At 68.1% G+C, this 17,500-nt stretch carries 15 protein-coding genes, 1 rRNA gene and 1 pseudogene; 3 read left to right on the forward strand and 14 right to left on the reverse strand.

The genetic code is table 11. The features are described 5' to 3' along the window. Nucleotides 1-380: 380 nt before the first annotated feature. Entirely contained in the window at nt 381-1,010 is a 630-nt protein-coding gene (locus ACYVN4_RS23000; protein ID WP_460724020.1) for an antibiotic biosynthesis monooxygenase family protein, read from the reverse strand. 66 nt (nt 1,011-1,076) lie between these two features. After that, nucleotides 1,077-1,964, reverse strand: coding sequence for an alpha/beta fold hydrolase (locus tag ACYVN4_RS23005; RefSeq protein ID WP_460724021.1), 888 nt, complete (start codon nt 1,962-1,964; stop codon nt 1,077-1,079). A 128-nt stretch (nt 1,965-2,092) separates the two neighbouring features. Between ACYVN4_RS23005 and ACYVN4_RS23010 the strand changes: the two genes are divergently transcribed. After that, the gene (locus ACYVN4_RS23010) at nt 2,093-2,572 is read left to right on the forward strand and encodes a hypothetical protein (RefSeq protein WP_460724022.1); all 480 of its coding nucleotides are present in this window, start codon (nt 2,093-2,095) and stop codon (nt 2,570-2,572) included. A gap of 9 nt (nt 2,573-2,581) precedes the next feature. Here the strand turns inward: ACYVN4_RS23010 and xerD are convergent, their stop codons facing one another. The 5 genes from xerD to steA form a co-directional block, all read right to left on the reverse strand. Next, nucleotides 2,582-3,502 (reverse strand): site-specific tyrosine recombinase XerD, encoded by a 921-nt coding sequence (xerD, locus tag ACYVN4_RS23015; RefSeq protein ID WP_460724023.1) that lies wholly within the window; start codon nt 3,500-3,502, stop codon nt 2,582-2,584. A gap of 84 nt (nt 3,503-3,586) precedes the next feature. After that, the gene (locus ACYVN4_RS23020) at nt 3,587-4,246 is read right to left on the reverse strand and encodes an NUDIX domain-containing protein (protein ID WP_460724024.1); all 660 of its coding nucleotides are present in this window, start codon (nt 4,244-4,246) and stop codon (nt 3,587-3,589) included. 264 nt (nt 4,247-4,510) lie between these two features. Continuing rightward, nucleotides 4,511-6,235 (reverse strand): CTP synthase, encoded by a 1,725-nt coding sequence (locus ACYVN4_RS23025; RefSeq protein WP_460724025.1) that lies wholly within the window; start codon nt 6,233-6,235, stop codon nt 4,511-4,513. A 142-nt stretch (nt 6,236-6,377) separates the two neighbouring features. Continuing rightward, complete coding sequence (locus ACYVN4_RS23030) at nt 6,378-7,298, reverse strand: copper transporter (protein ID WP_460724026.1); 921 nt, start codon at nt 7,296-7,298, stop codon at nt 6,378-6,380. A gap of 8 nt (nt 7,299-7,306) precedes the next feature. Continuing rightward, complete coding sequence (gene steA, locus ACYVN4_RS23035) at nt 7,307-8,518, reverse strand: putative cytokinetic ring protein SteA (protein ID WP_460724027.1); 1,212 nt, start codon at nt 8,516-8,518, stop codon at nt 7,307-7,309. Nucleotides 8,519-8,664: 146 nt separating this feature from the next. Here steA and ACYVN4_RS23040 point away from each other — a divergent pair, with 146 nt between their 5' ends. Further along, nucleotides 8,665-9,084: an SRPBCC family protein gene (locus ACYVN4_RS23040; RefSeq protein WP_379363897.1), complete on the forward strand. Its 420-nt coding sequence runs from the start codon at nt 8,665-8,667 to the stop codon at nt 9,082-9,084. An 89-nt stretch (nt 9,085-9,173) separates the two neighbouring features. On the opposite strand, the gene recN is transcribed toward ACYVN4_RS23040, so the two are convergent. The 4 genes from recN to ACYVN4_RS23060 are packed head-to-tail and all read right to left on the reverse strand — an operon-like array spanning nt 9,174 to nt 13,104. Continuing rightward, nucleotides 9,174-10,955: a DNA repair protein RecN gene (recN, locus tag ACYVN4_RS23045; protein WP_460724028.1), complete on the reverse strand. Its 1,782-nt coding sequence runs from the start codon at nt 10,953-10,955 to the stop codon at nt 9,174-9,176. Then, nucleotides 10,933-11,895: an NAD kinase gene (locus tag ACYVN4_RS23050; protein ID WP_460724029.1), complete on the reverse strand. Its 963-nt coding sequence runs from the start codon at nt 11,893-11,895 to the stop codon at nt 10,933-10,935. The genes recN and ACYVN4_RS23050 overlap by 23 nt, the downstream gene beginning before the upstream one ends. Next, nucleotides 11,892-12,782 carry a TlyA family RNA methyltransferase gene (locus ACYVN4_RS23055; RefSeq protein ID WP_460724030.1) on the reverse strand — a complete coding sequence of 297 codons (891 nt, stop codon included), beginning with the start codon at nt 12,780-12,782 and terminating at the stop codon, nt 11,892-11,894. The genes ACYVN4_RS23050 and ACYVN4_RS23055 overlap by 4 nt, the downstream gene beginning before the upstream one ends. A gap of 1 nt (nt 12,783) precedes the next feature. After that, nucleotides 12,784-13,104 carry a hypothetical protein gene (locus ACYVN4_RS23060; RefSeq protein WP_452400217.1) on the reverse strand — a complete coding sequence of 107 codons (321 nt, stop codon included), beginning with the start codon at nt 13,102-13,104 and terminating at the stop codon, nt 12,784-12,786. Nucleotides 13,105-13,253: 149 nt separating this feature from the next. On the opposite strand from ACYVN4_RS23060, the gene ACYVN4_RS23065 reads away from it, so the two are divergent. After that, entirely contained in the window at nt 13,254-14,012 is a 759-nt protein-coding gene (locus ACYVN4_RS23065; RefSeq protein ID WP_460724031.1) for a class I SAM-dependent methyltransferase, read from the forward strand. 18 nt (nt 14,013-14,030) lie between these two features. Here ACYVN4_RS23065 and ACYVN4_RS23070 read toward each other — a convergent pair whose 3' ends face one another. From ACYVN4_RS23070 to rrf, 3 genes and pseudogenes are all read right to left on the reverse strand, one after another. Next, complete coding sequence (locus ACYVN4_RS23070) at nt 14,031-14,930, reverse strand: HAD-IIA family hydrolase (RefSeq protein WP_460724032.1); 900 nt, start codon at nt 14,928-14,930, stop codon at nt 14,031-14,033. A 279-nt stretch (nt 14,931-15,209) separates the two neighbouring features. After that, a pseudogene (locus tag ACYVN4_RS23075) lies at nt 15,210-16,148 on the reverse strand (hypothetical protein); the annotation flags it as partial. Between the two features lie 1,098 nt (nt 16,149-17,246). Further along, nucleotides 17,247-17,363: ribosomal RNA gene (rrf, locus tag ACYVN4_RS23080) — 5S ribosomal RNA — on the reverse strand. Between the last annotated feature and the right edge of the window lie 137 nt (nt 17,364-17,500).

The following is a 17,500-nucleotide window of genomic DNA, read 5'->3' on the forward strand; positions in this document are numbered from 1 at the left end:
CGGACTGATCGGCGTCGGGTTGATCGCCGGCGGCGGGATCGGATTGCGGCACAGCGCTCCGGCGCCAGCGTGCGACGCGGGCCGAGATCGTCGATGAGATCAACCGCATGCCGGCGCCCGCCGGAACTACCCTCAGCGTGCTCGGCCCCACCGATACGCCCTCCTGGCGTGAACCCGCATCCTGGGCGGGAATCGGAGTCGGAGCACTCTTCGTATTCACGTCCGGTGCAATGGCTTTCGCAAGATCGCGACGTACCCGGGAGCCCGGCGGATACCCGGCCGCATTCAAGAGCCTGGGCTATCCGCCACCGGGCTATGTCGGGTCCGGCTCTCAGCCTTTCCCTTCCGATGCACCGCCGAGCCAGGGACGCTGATCCCCGTCAGTACTCCCCGATGAGATGGAATAGACCGAGGTTGGGGGTGGCGAAGGTTGGGGCGACGGTCAGTCGTTGTTGGAAGCGGGGGTCGCCGGTGGCGGCGGTCCAGGCTTCGGGGGTGTCCCATTGGGCGATATTGATCAGTTGAAAATGAGTGGTGGCGTCGAGGGCACGGTGGAGGCGGTTGGCTCGGAAGCCCGGCGCGTTGCTCATGTGTTCGGCGCGGTCGAGCCAGTTGGGGACGAAGTCGTCGATTCGGTCGGCCGGGATTTCGAAGGCGTTGACGAAGGTGATGCCTGGGCCGTCACCGAAATTACCTGTTGTGGAGTGGAATTCGGCCGCCACCTCGTAGCGGCCGCCATGCACGGTGACGTCGTCAGGCGCGAAGGCCGCCAATCCGGTGAGGCCGCGATCCGCGAGCGCCTTGTCGTGGGCTTCGACGCTGTCCCACTGCGCGACGACGACGAGGCCGAGCCGGGAATCCGGCGACAATCGCCGGTGTATCCGGGCGTCGCGGAATCCGGGAGCGGTGTGGATGAGAGCGATGCGCTCTCGCAGGTCCGCGATGGACTGCTCGATGCGGTCCTCGGGTAGTTCGAGCGCGCCGATCAAGGTGATTCCGGTGTAGGTCATTTCCTCATCGTGAAACCTCAACCACGCTGTAGGTCAACCCTTTTCGAGACGGTATCGGCCTGTCGGTCATTTCTGCGAGGCGTGTCGTTGGATGAGTTGGTAGGTGCGCGCGGGGTCCTCGAGTTGCATGTAGTGGCCGAGGCCCGGGAGGCGGGTCAGTTCGGCCGCGGGGCGCAGGGCCAGAACGGCTTGCAGAACGGATTCGGTGCAGATCGGGTCCAGCTCGGCCCAGCCGAGCTCCAGCCGACCCGGCCAGGAGCGCAACGCGTGGTGCCAGCGCTCGGAGGTGGGCGGGGTGACCCGCTCGTGGTTGTAGTAGATCAACTTGTCGAGCATGCGATGACCGTCGTTGTGCCGCAACAACGCCCACTGGTCGGCCGCCTCCTCGGCGGTGAGCGGGTGGGCCTTGGAGAAGATGCTCCCGAACGAGCGGCGGAAGGACATCTCGCTGACCAGCCGCGCGAAAACCGGTCCGACTCGACTGAGCAGCAGCTTCTGCCCGATCAGCAGACTGGCCTGTTCGCGGACCAGGCTCGCGTTGAACACCAGAGCGGATTTCAGTGCGAACGTGAGGGTCCCGTCGATATCGCGGGCCAGCAGTTCGGTCGCGACCGAGCTACCCATGTCGTGCGACACCATGACGACCGGTTCGTCCCCGAACCGCCGCGCCACGGCCTCGGCGATATCGGCCTGAATCCGCAAGGAGTACAGCTCATCCCGCGGCTTGTCCGACAGCCCGAACCCGAGAAAGTCGAACGTGAGCAGCCGATGCCCCTCGATCCGCTCGAACGCCTCGCGCCAGTCGTAGGAGCTCGACGGGTATCCGTGCAGCAGCAGCACCGGCGGCAGCTCTGGATCGCCGTCGCGCTCGCGCACGAAGATCCGATGGCCGCCAACATCTTCGACCGTGCCCGATCGCTGCCAGTCCGCGACTCGCGAAGTCAGCGCCGCCATATTTCCTCCCGGAGCTCGTGTACGAATCCCACGCTAAACAATTTGCACCTCTGATGCAAATATCTCCGACACGCCCTCGCCGACCGGGATGGCGTCGGCGTGGCTGCCATGGCGAACATAATGCGCTGATGGAGGTGATCGCGGCGTGGTGCGGATTTCTCGGCGCGTGGGTGCTGGTGGCCGGGCCCATGTATCAGGGCGCCGTCGAACTGGGTGAGCTGGGCCGGGGTACCGCCCAGATCAGAAATCAGATGAACGCCATCCCGCATCCCCGCGTCTCGCCGTGGTGGTGGCTGCTGCCACCGGTCGCCTACCTGCTCACCAGACGCAGCGAAAGCGCCTGGCAGCAGCGGGTATTGGAGTCACTGACCCCGGAGCAGCGCACCGAGTTCGTGACCTACTCGAACAAGGCCGCCGGATGGTTCGTGGTCGGCGGCGGTGCCGCGCTGATCGGCGTCAAGGAGGCCGTCGAACTGGTCGAGATCCTCGAATGGCCGACCCCGGTCGCCTTCATTCTGATCGTCGCCGCGGCCGCCATCGCGCTGGTATTCACGGTGCGCCGCATGCAACTGACCGACCGCGTCCTGCACCTCGACGCCCCCGCCTAGCCGATTCCATTACCGGGCACGGGGATGCGCGGTCGCCCACACCTCGTGCAGCGTCCCGACCGTCACCAGCGTGTAGATCTGCGTCGTGGTGACCGAGGCATGCCCGAGCAACTCCTGCACGACCCGCACATCCGCCCCGCCGTCGAGCAGATGCGTCGCGAACGAATGCCGCAGCGTGTGCGGTGAGACCTGCGCGGCGATACCCGCCCGTTCCGCCGCGGATTGCAGCACCTGCCAGGCGGTTTGCCGCGACAGCCGCCCACCGCGATGGTTCAGGAACAGCGCGCTGTTGCCCCGCCCGAGCGTCGCCAACGCCGGACGCCCGCGCACCAGATACGCGTCGACCGCCGCCAGCGCGGGCCGACCGATCGGCACCATGCGCTGCTTGCCGCCCTTGCCGCGCAACACCACCGCGCGCTCCGCGGTATCGATATCGTCCACATCCAGGCCGATGATCTCCGAGATCCGGGCCCCGGTGGAATACAGCAGTTCCAGCAGCGCCCGATCCCGCAATCCGCGTGGCCCCTCGGCGATATCGCCGCCTGCGGCCTCGAGCAGTCGCGAAACCTGGTCGTAGGGTAGCGCTTTGGGTAGTCGCCGGGCGGGCGTGGGCGGTTTCACCGGATGCGCCACATCCGCGTCGGTGATCCCTTCCGCCGTCGCGAACCGATGCAGTCCGCGCACCGCGACCAGGGCCCGCGAGGCCGAGGAGGCGGCCAGCGCCGGATGCTCGGTATCCCCGGACCGCAGCGCGATCATGTATTCCGCAATATCCGATTCCGCCACGCGCGCAAGCGTTTCCACCCCGCGGCCGGTCAAAAAGTGCTGGTAGCGGCCGAGATCGCGACGATAGGCGCTCAGCGTGTTACGCGCAGCGCCGCGCTCGACCGCCATATGGTCGAGGTACGCGTCGATCTGCCGCTTCAGCACGGGTCACATCATTGCAGCCACCACCGACGAACTCGGCCAGCCGAAGCACGCGAATCGAACAAGTATCCCAATCGGGATCTCCCACTACTGAGACGCGGAATTCTCCCGCGCCTTACGCTCGAGGAAGGCCGTCGGCATACCCGGCCACGGCGCGTCCGCCGGACGCAGCGCCGCACCGCTGGCCCGCGCCGTCATCAGCGCGGTCACCCCGGCAACCGCTGTGGCATTGGTGATTTCGCCCGCGAGCGCGGCCCGCACGGCTTCGGCCAGCGGCACCCGCAGAATCTGCAGGTCCGCCTCCTCCAATTCCGGCTCGGGCCGGTCGGTTTCGTAGAGCCCCGTGGCCAGATACACCCGCAGCGCCTCATCGGTGAACCCCGGCGACAACGCCACATCCACCAGCACCGACCATTCCCGCGCCGCCAGCCCCGTCTCCTCGGCCAACTCCCGCTTGGCCGCCTCGAGCGGATCCTCCCCCAGCTTGTCCAACAACCCCGCTGGCAACTCCAGCAACCGCCGCCCGATCGGATGCCGATACTGATTGATCAACACCAGATTCTCGTCCTCATCCAGCGCGGCAACGGCCACCGCCGCATGATGCTCGACCACCTCCCGCTCGGCCGTCCGCCCACCCGGCATCACCACCTGATCGAGCCGCAACGCCAGAATCGCCCCCGAATACACCGTGCGACTGGACAGAACATCGAACTCGTGCGCGCCGGGCACCGAACCAGAAGACGTCATCCGCAAACCCTAGCGCGCCCCAACACCCACCCACCGCACACCATCGCGCACCCCAACACCACACCCAATTCGTCGCCGACTCCCGATGCCGGAATCGTCGAGTGGCACAGGGCGGAGGGGGATCCGGCGACTCGCCTCCAGGATGTACCGCTCGGCGGGCGGAACCGGGGTGAGTGTGGTGGGGCCTTGGGGATGTGGCGTGAACGCGATCCGCCCGCGCACTGGGTGTGTGCGCGGGCGGATCGGGTTATGGCAGGTGGTGAGTTACTTGGAGACCTTCTCCGCCTCCGCCGGGACCCCGTTGGGGATCTCGACCGGAAGCCGTTCGGCGGCCTTGTAATCCAGTGCCGCCGAGATCAGGGCCGCGAAGAGCGGGTGCGGCCGGGTCGGGCGGGACTTGAGTTCCGGGTGGGCCTGGGTGGCCACCAGGAACGGGTGCTGGTCGGCGGGGTACTCGACGAATTCGACCAGGTGGCCGTTCGGGGAGACGCCGCTGAACTTCAGGCCGCTCTTGGCGATCTTGTCGCGGTAGGTGTTGTTGACCTCGTAGCGGTGGCGGTGCCGCTCGGAGACCTCGGTTTCGCCGTAGGCGGCGGCCACCAGGGAATCCTTCTGCAGCACAGCGGGGTACGCGCCCAGGCGCATGGTGCCGCCGAGATCGGCCTCACCGGCGACGATCTGCTCCTGGTCGGCCATCGTCGAGATGACCGGGTACTTGGTGTCGGGCTCGAATTCCGCCGAGTTGGCGTCCTTCAGGCCCACCGAGCGCGCCGCCTCGATGACCACGCACTGCAGACCCAGGCACAGGCCCAGCAGCGGAATCTTATGCTCGCGGGCGTAGCGGATCGCGCCCACCTTGCCCTCGATGCCGCGAATACCGAACCCGCCCGGGATCAGGATCGCGTCGACGTCGGCCAGGTGCGACCGCGCGCCCGCCTCGGTCTCGCACTCGTCGGACTGCACCCAGCGAATGTTGACCTTGGCCTTCGATGCGAACCCGCCCGCGCGCAGCGCCTCGGTGACCGACAGGTAGGCGTCCGGCAGGTCCACGTACTTGCCGACCAGCGCGACGGTGACCTCTTCGCGCGGGTTGTGCACGCGATCCAGCAGATCACCCCAGACCGTCCAGTCCACGTCCCGGAAGGGCAGACCCAGGCGGCGAACGACGTACGCGTCCAAGCCCTCCCGGTGCAGCACCTTCGGAATGTCGTAGATCGACGGCGCGTCCGGCGTGGAGATGCAGGCGTCCACATCCACGTCGCACATGAGCGCGATCTTGTTCTTCAGCGGCTGCGGCACATCCCGATCGCAGCGCAGGATGAGCGCGTCGGGCTGGATACCGATATTGCGCAGCGCCGCCACCGAGTGCTGGGTCGGCTTGGTCTTGAGCTCGCCCGAGGGGCCCAGGTAGGGCACCAGCGTGACGTGCAGGAAGAAGCAGTTGTCGCGACCCACCTCGTGACGAATCTGCCGCGCCGCCTCGAGGAACGGCTGCGACTCGATATCGCCGACGGTGCCACCGATTTCGGTGATCACCACATCCGGAGCCTGGCCGTGCAGGTCGGGACCCGCCATGGCCTGGATGCGGCTCTTGATCTCATCGGTGATGTGCGGGATCACCTGCACGGTGTCACCGAGGTATTCGCCGCGACGCTCCTTGGCGATCACCTTCGAGTACACCTGGCCGGTGGTCACATTGGCGTCCGCGGATAGATCGCGGTCCAGAAAACGTTCGTAGTGGCCGACATCGAGATCCGTCTCAGCGCCGTCCTCGGTCACGAAAACCTCTCCGTGCTGGAAAGGATTCATGGTGCCCGGATCGACGTTCAGGTACGGATCCAATTTCTGCATCGTGACGCGCAAACCGCGCGACGTAAGTAGTTGACCGAGGCTGGAGGCGGTCAAACCCTTACCGAGTGAAGAGGCGACACCGCCGCTGACGAAGATGTGTTTCGTGGCCGCGCGCGCCGGAATCCGTGAATTACCCACGGGACTTCACGGTAACACGGATCGGTGAAGCCGATCGAATGCCACGCACATCGGTTGCCCGCGATTGGCTCGCCTCGGAGTGTCGAAAGCGTCGATTCTGCGTGTCGCGGGCGATCTTTCCCGTGTCGGCCGGGTCTTCGGGTCAGCGCGGCAGGGCGGCGAGTGTGAGCGAGGTCGCCTTCGCGCCGGTGCCGTACCGGCCGGTGCCGCCGTTCATCTGCTCGGTGAGCCCGAGCACCGTGGTGATCCGCCCGATCTCGCGATCCACATTGTCGACGGTGGTGACCGTGGCCAGCCCGCCCTCGGACCGCGTCACCGCAATGGCCCCCGGCCCCTCGGCCGCGCCGTAGCGACCCGCCAGCACCACCCCGGCACTGTGAGAGCGCAGCCCGCCGGCGAAGCGGGCGATGATGGTGCCGCGATTGTTCTCGTCGGCTCGCGCGCCATCCCCGGTGACCACCACGGCCAGCTGTGCGGGCTGGACGTCCGCGAAGGTCAGGAAACCGCCGCCGCGCAAAGTCTCCAGCGCCAGGCCACGTTCCTGCGCGGTCCCGCGCGATTGCCCGTTGGCGGGATCGTCGAGCAGCACCTGACCGAGCAGGTCCCCGGCGAGGCTGCCCTGATCGACGGCATCGATCTTCAACTGCGCACCCGCGGGCACCACGTTCACCAGCGCGGTGCGCAGGCGGTCGCCCTCCGAGGAGTCCGTGAACGCGCCGGTGAGCCCGACCCGGCCGGTGACCGTGGCCCCGGCGGTGGTGAGCGCGGCGGTGACCGCGTCCGCGTCGCCGCTGTCCGCGTCGGGGGTGGTGAAGAGGAGTACCGACCGGTTGGCCAGACTGCCCGCCAGCAGCTTCCCGGCCGCACCCGACAGGAACGCGTCGGAGGCCTTCACCTGTTCGCTCAACCGTGCGTTCTCGGCGCGCAGATCGGTGACCTGCTGCCGGTCGCCCGCGCCGGGGAACAATCCGTTGCCCTGGGTGCGGGTGCCCAGCACCACGCCGACCGCGAGGGCCAGGAATACCGCGGCGATCGAAATCGCATGGTGGCGAAAGGAAATCATGAGTCCCTCTACTTTTGCCGGTCCAATAGCCCCTGTACCCAGTGCGATCCGCGATGCCAGGTGTCGGTGGCCCAGGTCAGCGCATCACCGCCCATGTGGGTGGCCAGCAGCGCGACGACCAGCGCGACCAGCGCGGCCAAGACCACCAGCGCGACCGCCCACCCCGAACCCCGGTGACGGTACAGCGCCGCAACGGCTTTCGCATCCATCAGTTTGGTGCCCATTTTGAGGCGTGTCAGGAAGGTTGCCGGATTCGAATCGCGGCGACCGCGGTCGAAGAAGTCGTCGAGGGAGGCCGCCGCGCCGACGGTGACGATGAGCGACGCGCCATGGTGATCGGCCAACAGCAGCGCCAGATCCGCGGGTGCGCCCGAGGACGGGAAGGTGGTCGCGCCGATGCCCAGATCCTGGATGCGCTCCAAACCCTTGGCGTGCCCGTCGGTATCGGCGGGCAGGATCACCTCCGCGCCGGACTTGAGCGTGGTGGCGGTGATCTCCTCCGGATCGCCGACGATCAGGTCGGGCCGATATCCATTGCGGGTCAAGGTATCCGCACCGCGGCCGACACCGATCAGGATGGGCGCGTACTCCTTGATGAACGGCTTGATGCGCTTGAGATCCTCGATGTGTTCCGGGCCGTCGGCGACCACCACGACATGCCGCCGCTTCATGTCGATTTCGACGTCCGGCACCCCGATTCCATCGATGAGCAGCGAGGATTCGGTGCGGATGAACTCGATGGTGTTGCCGGAGAACGCTTCCAGATGATCGGCCAGCCCGTTGCGGGCCTCGATCATGCGCTCGGCGATGGCGGCCTCGGTGAGCTCGATGCCCTCGACGAGCGCCTCGGGCTCCTTCTTCGAGAGCTTGTCGGCGTAGACCACGCCGTCCTCGACGCGGACCCGGATGCCGTCCTTGATCTTCTTGAAGACGTCCGAGCTGACCGCGTCCATCAGCTGAATCCCGTTGGCCACCAGTACTTCCGGGCCCAGGTTGGGATATCTGCCGGAGATCGAGGGCGAGGCGTTGATAACCACCGCCACCTGGGCTTCGACGAGCCGGTCGGCGGTGAGCCGATCCAGGTCCATCTCGTCCAGGACGACGACGTCGCCGGGCCCCACACGCTGCAACAACCGCCTCGTATTCCGGTCCACCCGGGCCATGCCGGTCAGACCAGGCAGCGTTTCGGTTGTGCGCGAAAGCAGGGCCAGCATCTTCATAACGATCGATGATTACCGTAAAGTCTCAACCAATGGTGGAGGCGCGCCGGTCAGCCTGACGATCCGTCACAGTGATGCCATCGGCCTACAGGGAATGTCCCATTCGCGCCTATCTTCTTACTAGCCGGTAAGGATATGCTCCCGTCATGGCCAGTACCACCGTGGACACCGTCCTTCCCGCCCCGCGCGAGACCGTCTACAAGCTCTTCACCGAGCGTGACAGCATCAATCCCTATGTGCCCATCAAGGTCTCGCTGAAGAAGCCGGGCATCGGCGCGCCGAATGGCGTCGGCGCCCAGTACCACCTCGGCATCGGCGGCATCGGCCCCACCGAGGAGACCACCGAACTGGTCCCCAACGAGCGCATGGTCTACCGCGTCATCGCCGGCGCCCCCGTCAAGCGCCACGTCGGCACCGTCAGCTTCTCCGACGCCCCCGGCGGCACCCGCGTGGTCTACACCATGGAGTCCGAGCCGAGCCTCCCCATCCCGGACGCCGTCCTCGAGCCCGGCCTGCGCGCCCTCACCAACCAGCTCATCGGCGCGGTCCGCAAGGCGCTGAAGTAGCCGAACGGCAGACTCCGGGCCGCCGCGCACACTGCGGCCACCCAAAAACCGGCCGGACCCCATTGGGGTCCGGCCGGTTTCGTTGCGGCCTATTCGCCGCCGACGGCGGCGCCGACCTTCTCGGCGTCGGCGGTGGTGAGGAGTTCCCAGGCGTGGGCGCGGCCGGTTTCGGTGTCGCCCATGCCCGCCAGCATGCGGGCGAGTTCGACGACGCGTTCGTCCTGGGTCAGCGCCTTGACGCCGGATTTGACGGCCTTGCCGTCATCGAGCTTGTCGACCACCAGGTGGGTGTCGGCGAAGGCGGCCACCTGCGGGAGGTGGGTCACCACGATGACCTGGTGGGTGCGGGCCAGACGGGCCAGGCGACGGCCGATCTCGACCGCGGCGCGACCGCCGACACCGGCGTCGACCTCGTCGAAGACCATGGTGGTGCCGTGTTCGGAGCTGGCCAGCACCACTTCGAGCGCGAGCATGATGCGCGAGAGCTCACCGCCGGAGGCGCTCTTGCTCAGCGGCAGCGGGTGCGCGCCGGAGTGCGCGGCCAGGCGGAACTCCACCTCGTCGACACCGGTGGAACCGGCATGCAGTTCCTTGCCGTCGATGACCAGCGGGGCCGAATCCTGAACGCCCGCAGGGACGGGACCGACACCGACCTCGAGCCGAGCCCGCCCCATAGCGAGACCGCCCAGTTCGGTGCTCACGGCGGAGGCCAGCTTGCCCGCCGCCTTGCTACGTGCGGCCGTCAGCTTGCGGGCCGTCTCGCGCACCTTCTCCGCGGCGGTCTCGACATCCGCAGCCAGCGCCGCGAGCGCCTCCTCGGAAACATCGAGCGAGTCCAACCGCATGCGGGCCTCGTCGGCCCACTTGATGACCCCGTCGATATCGGGCGCGTACTTGCGCGTCAGCGTCTTGAGCTCGGCCTGCCGGGTCAGCATGGACTCCAGCGCACCCGGATCCGACGGCAGATCCGACAGATAGGAACTCAACTCGGTAGCCATATCCACGACCACCGAAATCGCCTCGCCCAGACGGGGACCCAGCCCCGACAGCTTCGGGTCGTCGGAGGCTTCGATGCGGGCGCGGGCGGTGCCGAGCAGGTCCAGCGCGCCGGAATTCTCCCCGGGCGAGTCGGCGGGCCCGGCCAGCGCGTCGTGCGCGGTCGAGGCGGCCTCGCGCAGCGAATCCAGATCCGAGAGCCTGCGCACCTCGGCCACCAGATGCTCGTCCTCACCGGGTTCCGGTGCGACGGCGTCGATTTCGGCCAGCGACTGGGTCAGATGGTCGGCCTCGAGGGCCAGTTCCCGGCTGCGCGCGGTTCTTTCGAGCAGCTGATTGCGCTTGTCCAGCCAGGCTTTCCGCGCCTTCTGATACTTCGCGAGTAGCGGTGCCACAGCGTCCGCGGCGAACTGGTCCAGCGCGTGCAACTGCTGATCCGGCCGCTGCAACCGCAACTGGTCGTTCTGCCCATGCACGGTGAGCAGCGGGGTCGTGAAATCCGAGAGCACCGAGGCGGGCACACTGCGCCCACCCAGATGCGCCCGCGAGCGACCGTCGCTGCCAACGGTCCGCACGGCGATGATGCTGCCATCGTCATCCCGTTCGGCCCCCGAGGATTCCAGTACCTCCTCGACCTCGCCTAGCGCCCCGTCGTGCACCGCGTCCACGGTGAAGCGGCCCTCCACCACGGCCCGCGACGCACCCAACCGGACCCGCCCGGCGTCGGCGCGCGCACCACTGAGCAGGTGCAGGCTGGTCACCACCATGGTCTTGCCCGCGCCGGTCTCACCCGTCAGTACGGTCAGCCCTTCGTGGAATTGCGCGGTGGCGGTGGAAATTACGCCAAGCCCGTCAATCCTGATCTCTGTCAGCACTCGTGCTCTCCGTCCGTCGGCCTCGCCAGCCTGTCACGGGCAACTGGAATTTGCGCACCATCCGGTCGGCGAACGGCGCGGAATCCAACCGCACCCATCGCACCGGTTCGGCCCCGCGGACCGTCTCGACCCGGCCGCCCCGCGGCAATGCGAGGGTGCGTCGGCCGTCGAGGAAAACAATGGCATCGTGGCCCGTCGCCACGGTTTCCACCGCGATTCGCGAATCCGGGCTGGTCACCAGGGGTCGCGCGAACAGGGCGTGGGCATTGGACGGAATCACCAGCAGCGCTTCGAGATCCGGCCACACCACCGGCCCGCCCGCCGAGAAGGCGTAGGCGGTTGATCCGGTGGGAGTAGCGATCAGCACACCGTCGCACCCGAAGGACGACACCGGCCGGTTGTCCACTTCCAGGACCACCTCGAGCACGCCCATGCGCGCCGCGTTCTCGATGCTGGCCTCGTTCAACGCCCAGCCGCGCTCGGTGACCGTGTCGTCGACGCGCACGGTGACATCGATGGTCATCCGCTCCTCGACGACATAGTCGCGCCGCACCACCTGCGACAGCGCCTCGTCCAGATTCTCGGCCTCGGCCTCGGTCAGAAAACCGATGCGGCCCAGATTGATTCCCAGCACCGGCACCCCCGCGCTGCGGGCCAGTTCGGCCGCGCGCAGGAAAGTGCCGTCGCCGCCGAGAGCCAGCACCATCTCGGTGCCGACCGCGGCGTCCGGATTGTGGGCCATGACCCGCGCCGGATATCCGTCGGCCACGCCGTCGTCGTCGACATCGAAACGAGTGCTGTACGCCTCGTCCTCGAGCACGCGCAGCCCGATCCCGGCTCCGCACAGGATCTTCGCCACGCGATGCGCGGTATCGGTGATCTCCGGCCGTCCCGGATGCGCGACCAGCAGTACTTCTCTGGCCGGGCTAGCCGCGTTCACTGTGGACCCTCCTGCACCGCACGATCGATCAACGTCGCAACACGAGACGCCTCGTCTGCATCGTAGGCGTCCCCACCGACGCTTGCGCCGTCACCGGGTGTGACGCCGGTTTCCTCCGGTTCACCGACCGGCCCGCTTTCCTTGCGCAACCACAGGAAATACTCGACATTGCCGGACGGCCCGGGCAGCGGACTGGCCACCACGCCGCGCGTCCGCAGGCCGAGTTTCGCTGCGGCGGCGGCGACTTCGCGCACCACCTCGGCGCGCAACGCCGGATCCCGCACCACGCCACCGGCACCCACCCGGTCCTTGCCCACCTCGAACTGCGGCTTCACCATGGGCAGCAGATCCGCGCCCGGCGCCGCGCAGGCGGCCAGCGCGGGCAGCACCAGGGCGAGGGAGATGAACGACAGATCGGTGACCACCAGATCGACTGTGCCGCCGATGAGTTCGGGCGTCAGCGCCCGGACATTGGTGCGATCGTGCACCAGGACCCGGTCATCGTTCTGCAGCCGCCAGATGAGCTGGCCGTAACCGACATCGGCGGCCACTACTTCCTTCGCACCGCGCGAGAGCAGCACATCGGTGAAGCCGCCGGTGGACGCGCCCGCGTCCAGGCAGCGCTTACCCTCGACCGACACGCCCAGCGGCTCGAACGCTTCCAACGCGCCCAGCAGCTTGTGCGCGCCGCGCGAGGCCCACTGCACCTCGTCGGGCTCGTCCCGCACCAGCAGCGGGGTACTCGTCTCGACGCCGGTCGCCGGTTTGGTGGCGACCGACCCATTGATCAGGACGCGGCCCGCGTTGATCAGCTCGACCGCGTGCTCTCGCGATCGCGCCAATCCGCGGCGAACCAGTTCCGCGTCCACCCGTGCGCGCCTGGCCACCTCAGATCTTGTCCACCGTGGCCAGGGCCTGCACCAGCACATCGTGCGCCTGCTCGAGAATCTTGGCCCGCCGCACGATATCGGTGCCCTCCGAGTGCACGCTGGGTGCGCCCGGAAAACCCGGATTCGGTGCTCCCGCCGACAATTCGGCCAATAACGCGTCCACGTCCGCGCGCACCCGCTCGGGGTCGGCGAACTCCTGATTCGCACCCGCCAGATGCTGACCGGGTAGCGGCATCCCGGGACGCGGACCTTGCGGTCCCGGCATCCCCGAATGCGGCCCCGGCGCGGGGATCTGCGGATGAGGCATGGGCGTAGTCATGGTGGCGACAACGCTACCCGAACTCGCATTCGAACACACGTACCCCACCGCATCCGGATTCCGCACCGACCGGCCTCGGCGTGGCGCTGCCGGTCGCGCGTCCGCGTGGCGGCGAAAACCGCTTGCGGGCGGCTGACAGGATGGGGCAAATGGACAGCGACTTCGAACATCTGATCGCCGAGGCGGGGGCGGTTTCGGTAGCGGGCTGGGACTTCTCGTGGCTCGACGGCCGCGCCACCGAACAGCGGCCGTCCTGGGGTTATCAGAAGCGGCAGGCGCAGCGCCTCGCCACCGCTCGCGCCGCCCTCGATATCCAGACCGGCGGCGGCGAGGTGCTCGCCGAGGCCGAATCCTTCCCGCCGACCATGGTCGCCACCGAATCCTGGCCGCCCAATCTGGACAAGGCCACCCGGCTGCTGCATCCGCGCGGCGTGGTGGTGGTCGCCGATCCGGACGAACCGCCACTTCCGTTCGCGGACGCCGCCTTCGACCTGGTGACCAGCCGCCACCCCGCCACCATCTGGTGGGACGAGATCGCCCGGGTGCTGGCACCCGGCGGCACCTACTTCGCACAGCACGTCGGACCGGCCAGCGTGTTCGAGGTGGTCGAATACTTCCTCGGCCCGCAGCCGGAAGCCCGCCGCGGCCGCGATCCGGAAACCGAAGCGGCGCAGGCGCGCGCGGCCGGTCTGGAGATCGTGCAATCCCGCACGGAGCGACTTCGCATGGAATTCAACGACATCGGCGCGGTCGTCTACTTCCTGCGCAAGGTGATCTGGATGGTCCCCGGCTTCACCGTCGCTGCCTACCGCGACCGCCTGCACGACCTGCACCGGCAGATCACTGCCGACGGGCCGTTCGTCGCCTACTCCGCCCGCACCTTGATCGAGGCGCGAAAACCGCGCTGAGACCGGGGCGAGCGCGGCTCACACCGGGACGGACAGGACGGCGATCGCCCGGCCGGGGGCCTTGCGCAGCCGGGCCGCGATCTCCTCCGCGATATCGCCGTTGCCCGGCACCACCGGATCCAGTTCGGCGACAGGGTGATTGAGGGCGTCGAGCGATTCGGCGACATAGGTCGGCAACCGGTCGGCGGGCTGGGTGCGCAGATCCTCGAGGGTGCTCACCCCGGTGAGGACCATCAGCGATTCCAGTCCGGTGGTGTGCGCGCCGTCGATGTCCGTATCGAGCCGGTCGCCGACCACCAGCGCGTCGCGAGTGCGGGCCCGCTCCAGCGCATCCTCCATCAGCGGTGCGAACGGCTTGCCCGCCACGATCGGTTCGAGGCCCGACGCCTGCCGCAGCGCCGCCACCATGGACCCGTTACCGGGCGCCAGACCGCGTTCGGTGGGCAGCGTGGCATCGGTATTCGCGGCGACCCACAGGGCGCCCGAGCGCAGCGCATAGGCCGCCTCGGCCAGATCCGCCCACGCCGTCTGCATCGAATGGCCCTGGATGACCGCGCTCGGCGTGACACCGTCGAAGCGCCGGACCGCCTGCAGACCGACGTTCTCCACCTCGGCCATCAGATCGTCGGTGCCGACCACCAGCACGGTGGAACCGGGCGCGACCCGCTGCTTCAACAGCCGCGCGGCCGCCTGCGCGCTGGTCACCACCTCGTCCTCGGAGGCGGTGAAACCCAGCTCGCGCAGGTGCAGCGCCACCGCGTCGGCCGAACGGCTCGCATTGTTGGTGACATACATGAGGCGCTGCTTGGATTCACCTGCCGAAAGCGCTTCCGGCGCACCCGGAATCAGCTCGTGGCCGCGGAACAGCGTGCCATCCAGATCCAACAGCAATGCCTCGAAGCGGTCCCGCAGTCGCATTACGCCGTCCCTCTCATCCCTTGCGCTGAAAATACCGTGCCCGCAAACGAAAACGACCGTGCGACTGCGCTGAAGCGCGGCCGCACGGTCGAAATCACTTGTCTGTCCTCAGTTCTCGTTCTCGCCGTCGGGCTTTGCGGCCGGCTCGGGAGCGGCGGCGGAGTCCTGCTCGGCAGCCGGAGCGTCGTCGCCCTCGGCGTTCTCCTCGTCCGCAGCATCGTCGTCCGAGTCTTCGTCTTCGTCGAACGCCTCGGTCCAGTCCGAACCGTCGCCGCCCTCGGAGAGGTCGGCCGCACGCTCCTCGGCGTCGGTCTCACCGTCGAGGTCCGCGGACGCGGCGTTCATGAACCAGGTCAGCGCCTCCTCCGCCCGATCGGCGGCCAGCAGCGCCTCGGCGTAGGCGTAGAACAGACGCGCCGCGGACGAACCGGTGCGTGCCGGATCCAGCTCGGCGGTCTGCAGGGTAACCACGGCCTGGTCGTGCTGACCCAGATCCATGCGCGCCCCGGCGACCACGATGCGCAACTCGGTGGCCTCGTCGCCCTGCAGGGCGCGGGCCTCGTCGCTACGACCCAGTTCGATGGCCCGCTCGGGACGGCCCAGACCGCGCTCGCAGTCGGCCATGACCGCCAGCAGGCCCGCACCACCGGACATCCGGCGCGCCGTCCGCAGCTCGGACAGCGCCTCGGCCCACTCACCCGCGTGGTAGGCCGCGACACCGGCGGTTTCACGGACCACCGCGATGCGCCCGGCCCGCTGTCGTGCCGCCCGGGCGTGCTCCAGCGCCAGCTCCGGATCCTCGTCCAGCAACTGCGCCACCATCACCAGGTGCCGGGCCACGGACTCGGCATTGCTCTTGTCGAGGCTCAGCAGATCGCGCCGGACGGCCGGCTCGAGATCCGCGGCCTGCACATCGTCGGGCAACGGCGGCTCATCGGGGCGACCCGACTTCCGCTCGGGCGACTGCCCACCGCCGAACCGCGAACCCTCGCCGCCGCGGCGGCGATCACCAGCGTCGAAACTCCGCGCGCCCGAATCCTTCCCGGCCCGGTCGAAGTCCCGGCGATCGCCCGGGTTCTCCCGCTTTTCATCCCCGAACCCGTTGCGCCCGAAGCTCTTCCGCTCCTCCGACGCCCCACGATCCCGGTCGAATCCCCGTCCGCCGCCACGGTTCTCACCGCCACGGTTGAACCCGCCTTCACGGCGCTCGCCACCGCCGCTGCGGTTGAACCCGCCCTCACGACGGTCACCACCACCGGAACGGTTGAACCCACCTTCGCGACGATCACCACCACCGGAGCGATTGAACCCGCCCTCACGACGGTCACCGCCACCGGAGCGATTGAAGCCACCTTCACGACGCTCGCCGCCACGATCGAATCCGCCCTCGCGACGCTCACCGCCACCGGAGCGATTGAACCCGCCTTCGCGACGCTCACCGCCGCCGCTGCGGTTGAAGCCACCTTCGCGACGGTCGCCATCACCGGAACGGTTGAACCCGCCCTCACGACGGTCGCTGCCACCACGGTTGAAGCCGCCCTCGCGACGCTCGCCACCGCCGCTGCGGTTGAAACCGCCCTCACGACGGTCACCGCCACCGGAGCGATTGAACCCGCCTTCGCGACGCTCACCGCCACCGCTGCGGTTGAAACCGCCCTCACGACGGTCACCACTGCCGGAACGGTTGAAGCCGCCTTCGCGACGCTCGCCACCACCGGAACGGTTGAAGCCGCCCTCACGGCTGCCGCCACGGTTGCCACCGTTGTCGCGGTCGCCGCGGTTGAAACCGCCACGGCCACTGTCACGTTCGGATCCGCCACGACTGCCCTCGCCGCCCCGATAGCCGCCGCGATCGCGGTCGCCTTCGGAGCGGTTGTAGCCACCGCGGTCGTTGTCGCGGCCGCGGTTGAAGCCGCCGCCCTCACGATTGGATCCACCGCCGCGGTTGAAGCCGCCCTCGCGGCTGCCGCCGGTGCCGCCACCGTCACGACGCGGACCACCGTACGACGACCGTCCCTGATCGGACCGTCCCTGATCGCGCTTTTCGTTGTCCTCGCGTCGGCCGTAGCCGCCCTGTCCGGTCCCACCGCTGTTGCGACGGAAGGGTTTGCGGTCGTCGTTCTGCTCCGCCACGGTGATCCCTCTCTGTTCTTGTAGCCTGCGGTACCCGGCCACGGCGCTGGACGGCGCGTGAGGAGGGCGGGTGGGCGATACCACTTACCCCAAATTCAATCACGCGCCCCTGAGCGACCTCGCGGCACAGGTGCTGAAACGACGAAAGGGGACCCAGTGTTGGGTCCCCTTTCGTGAAGGATGTTCCGGCGGTGTCCTACTCTCCCACACCCTGTCGAGTGCAGTACCATCGGCGCAGGTGGCCTTAGCTTCCGGGTTCGGAATGGGACCGGGCGTTTCCCCACCGCTATAGCCGCCGTAACTCTATGAAACTGTCACACAGAGAGCCAGGTTGCGAATCCCCTTGCGAGGGTTCGTCTCCCGTCTTCCTGTATCTGTGTGTTGTTTCAGATACTGCACAGTGGACGCGTAGCTTCTTTGTTGGTAAGTCCTCGGCC

The sequence above is a fragment of the Nocardia heshunensis genome (assembly GCF_054782115.1).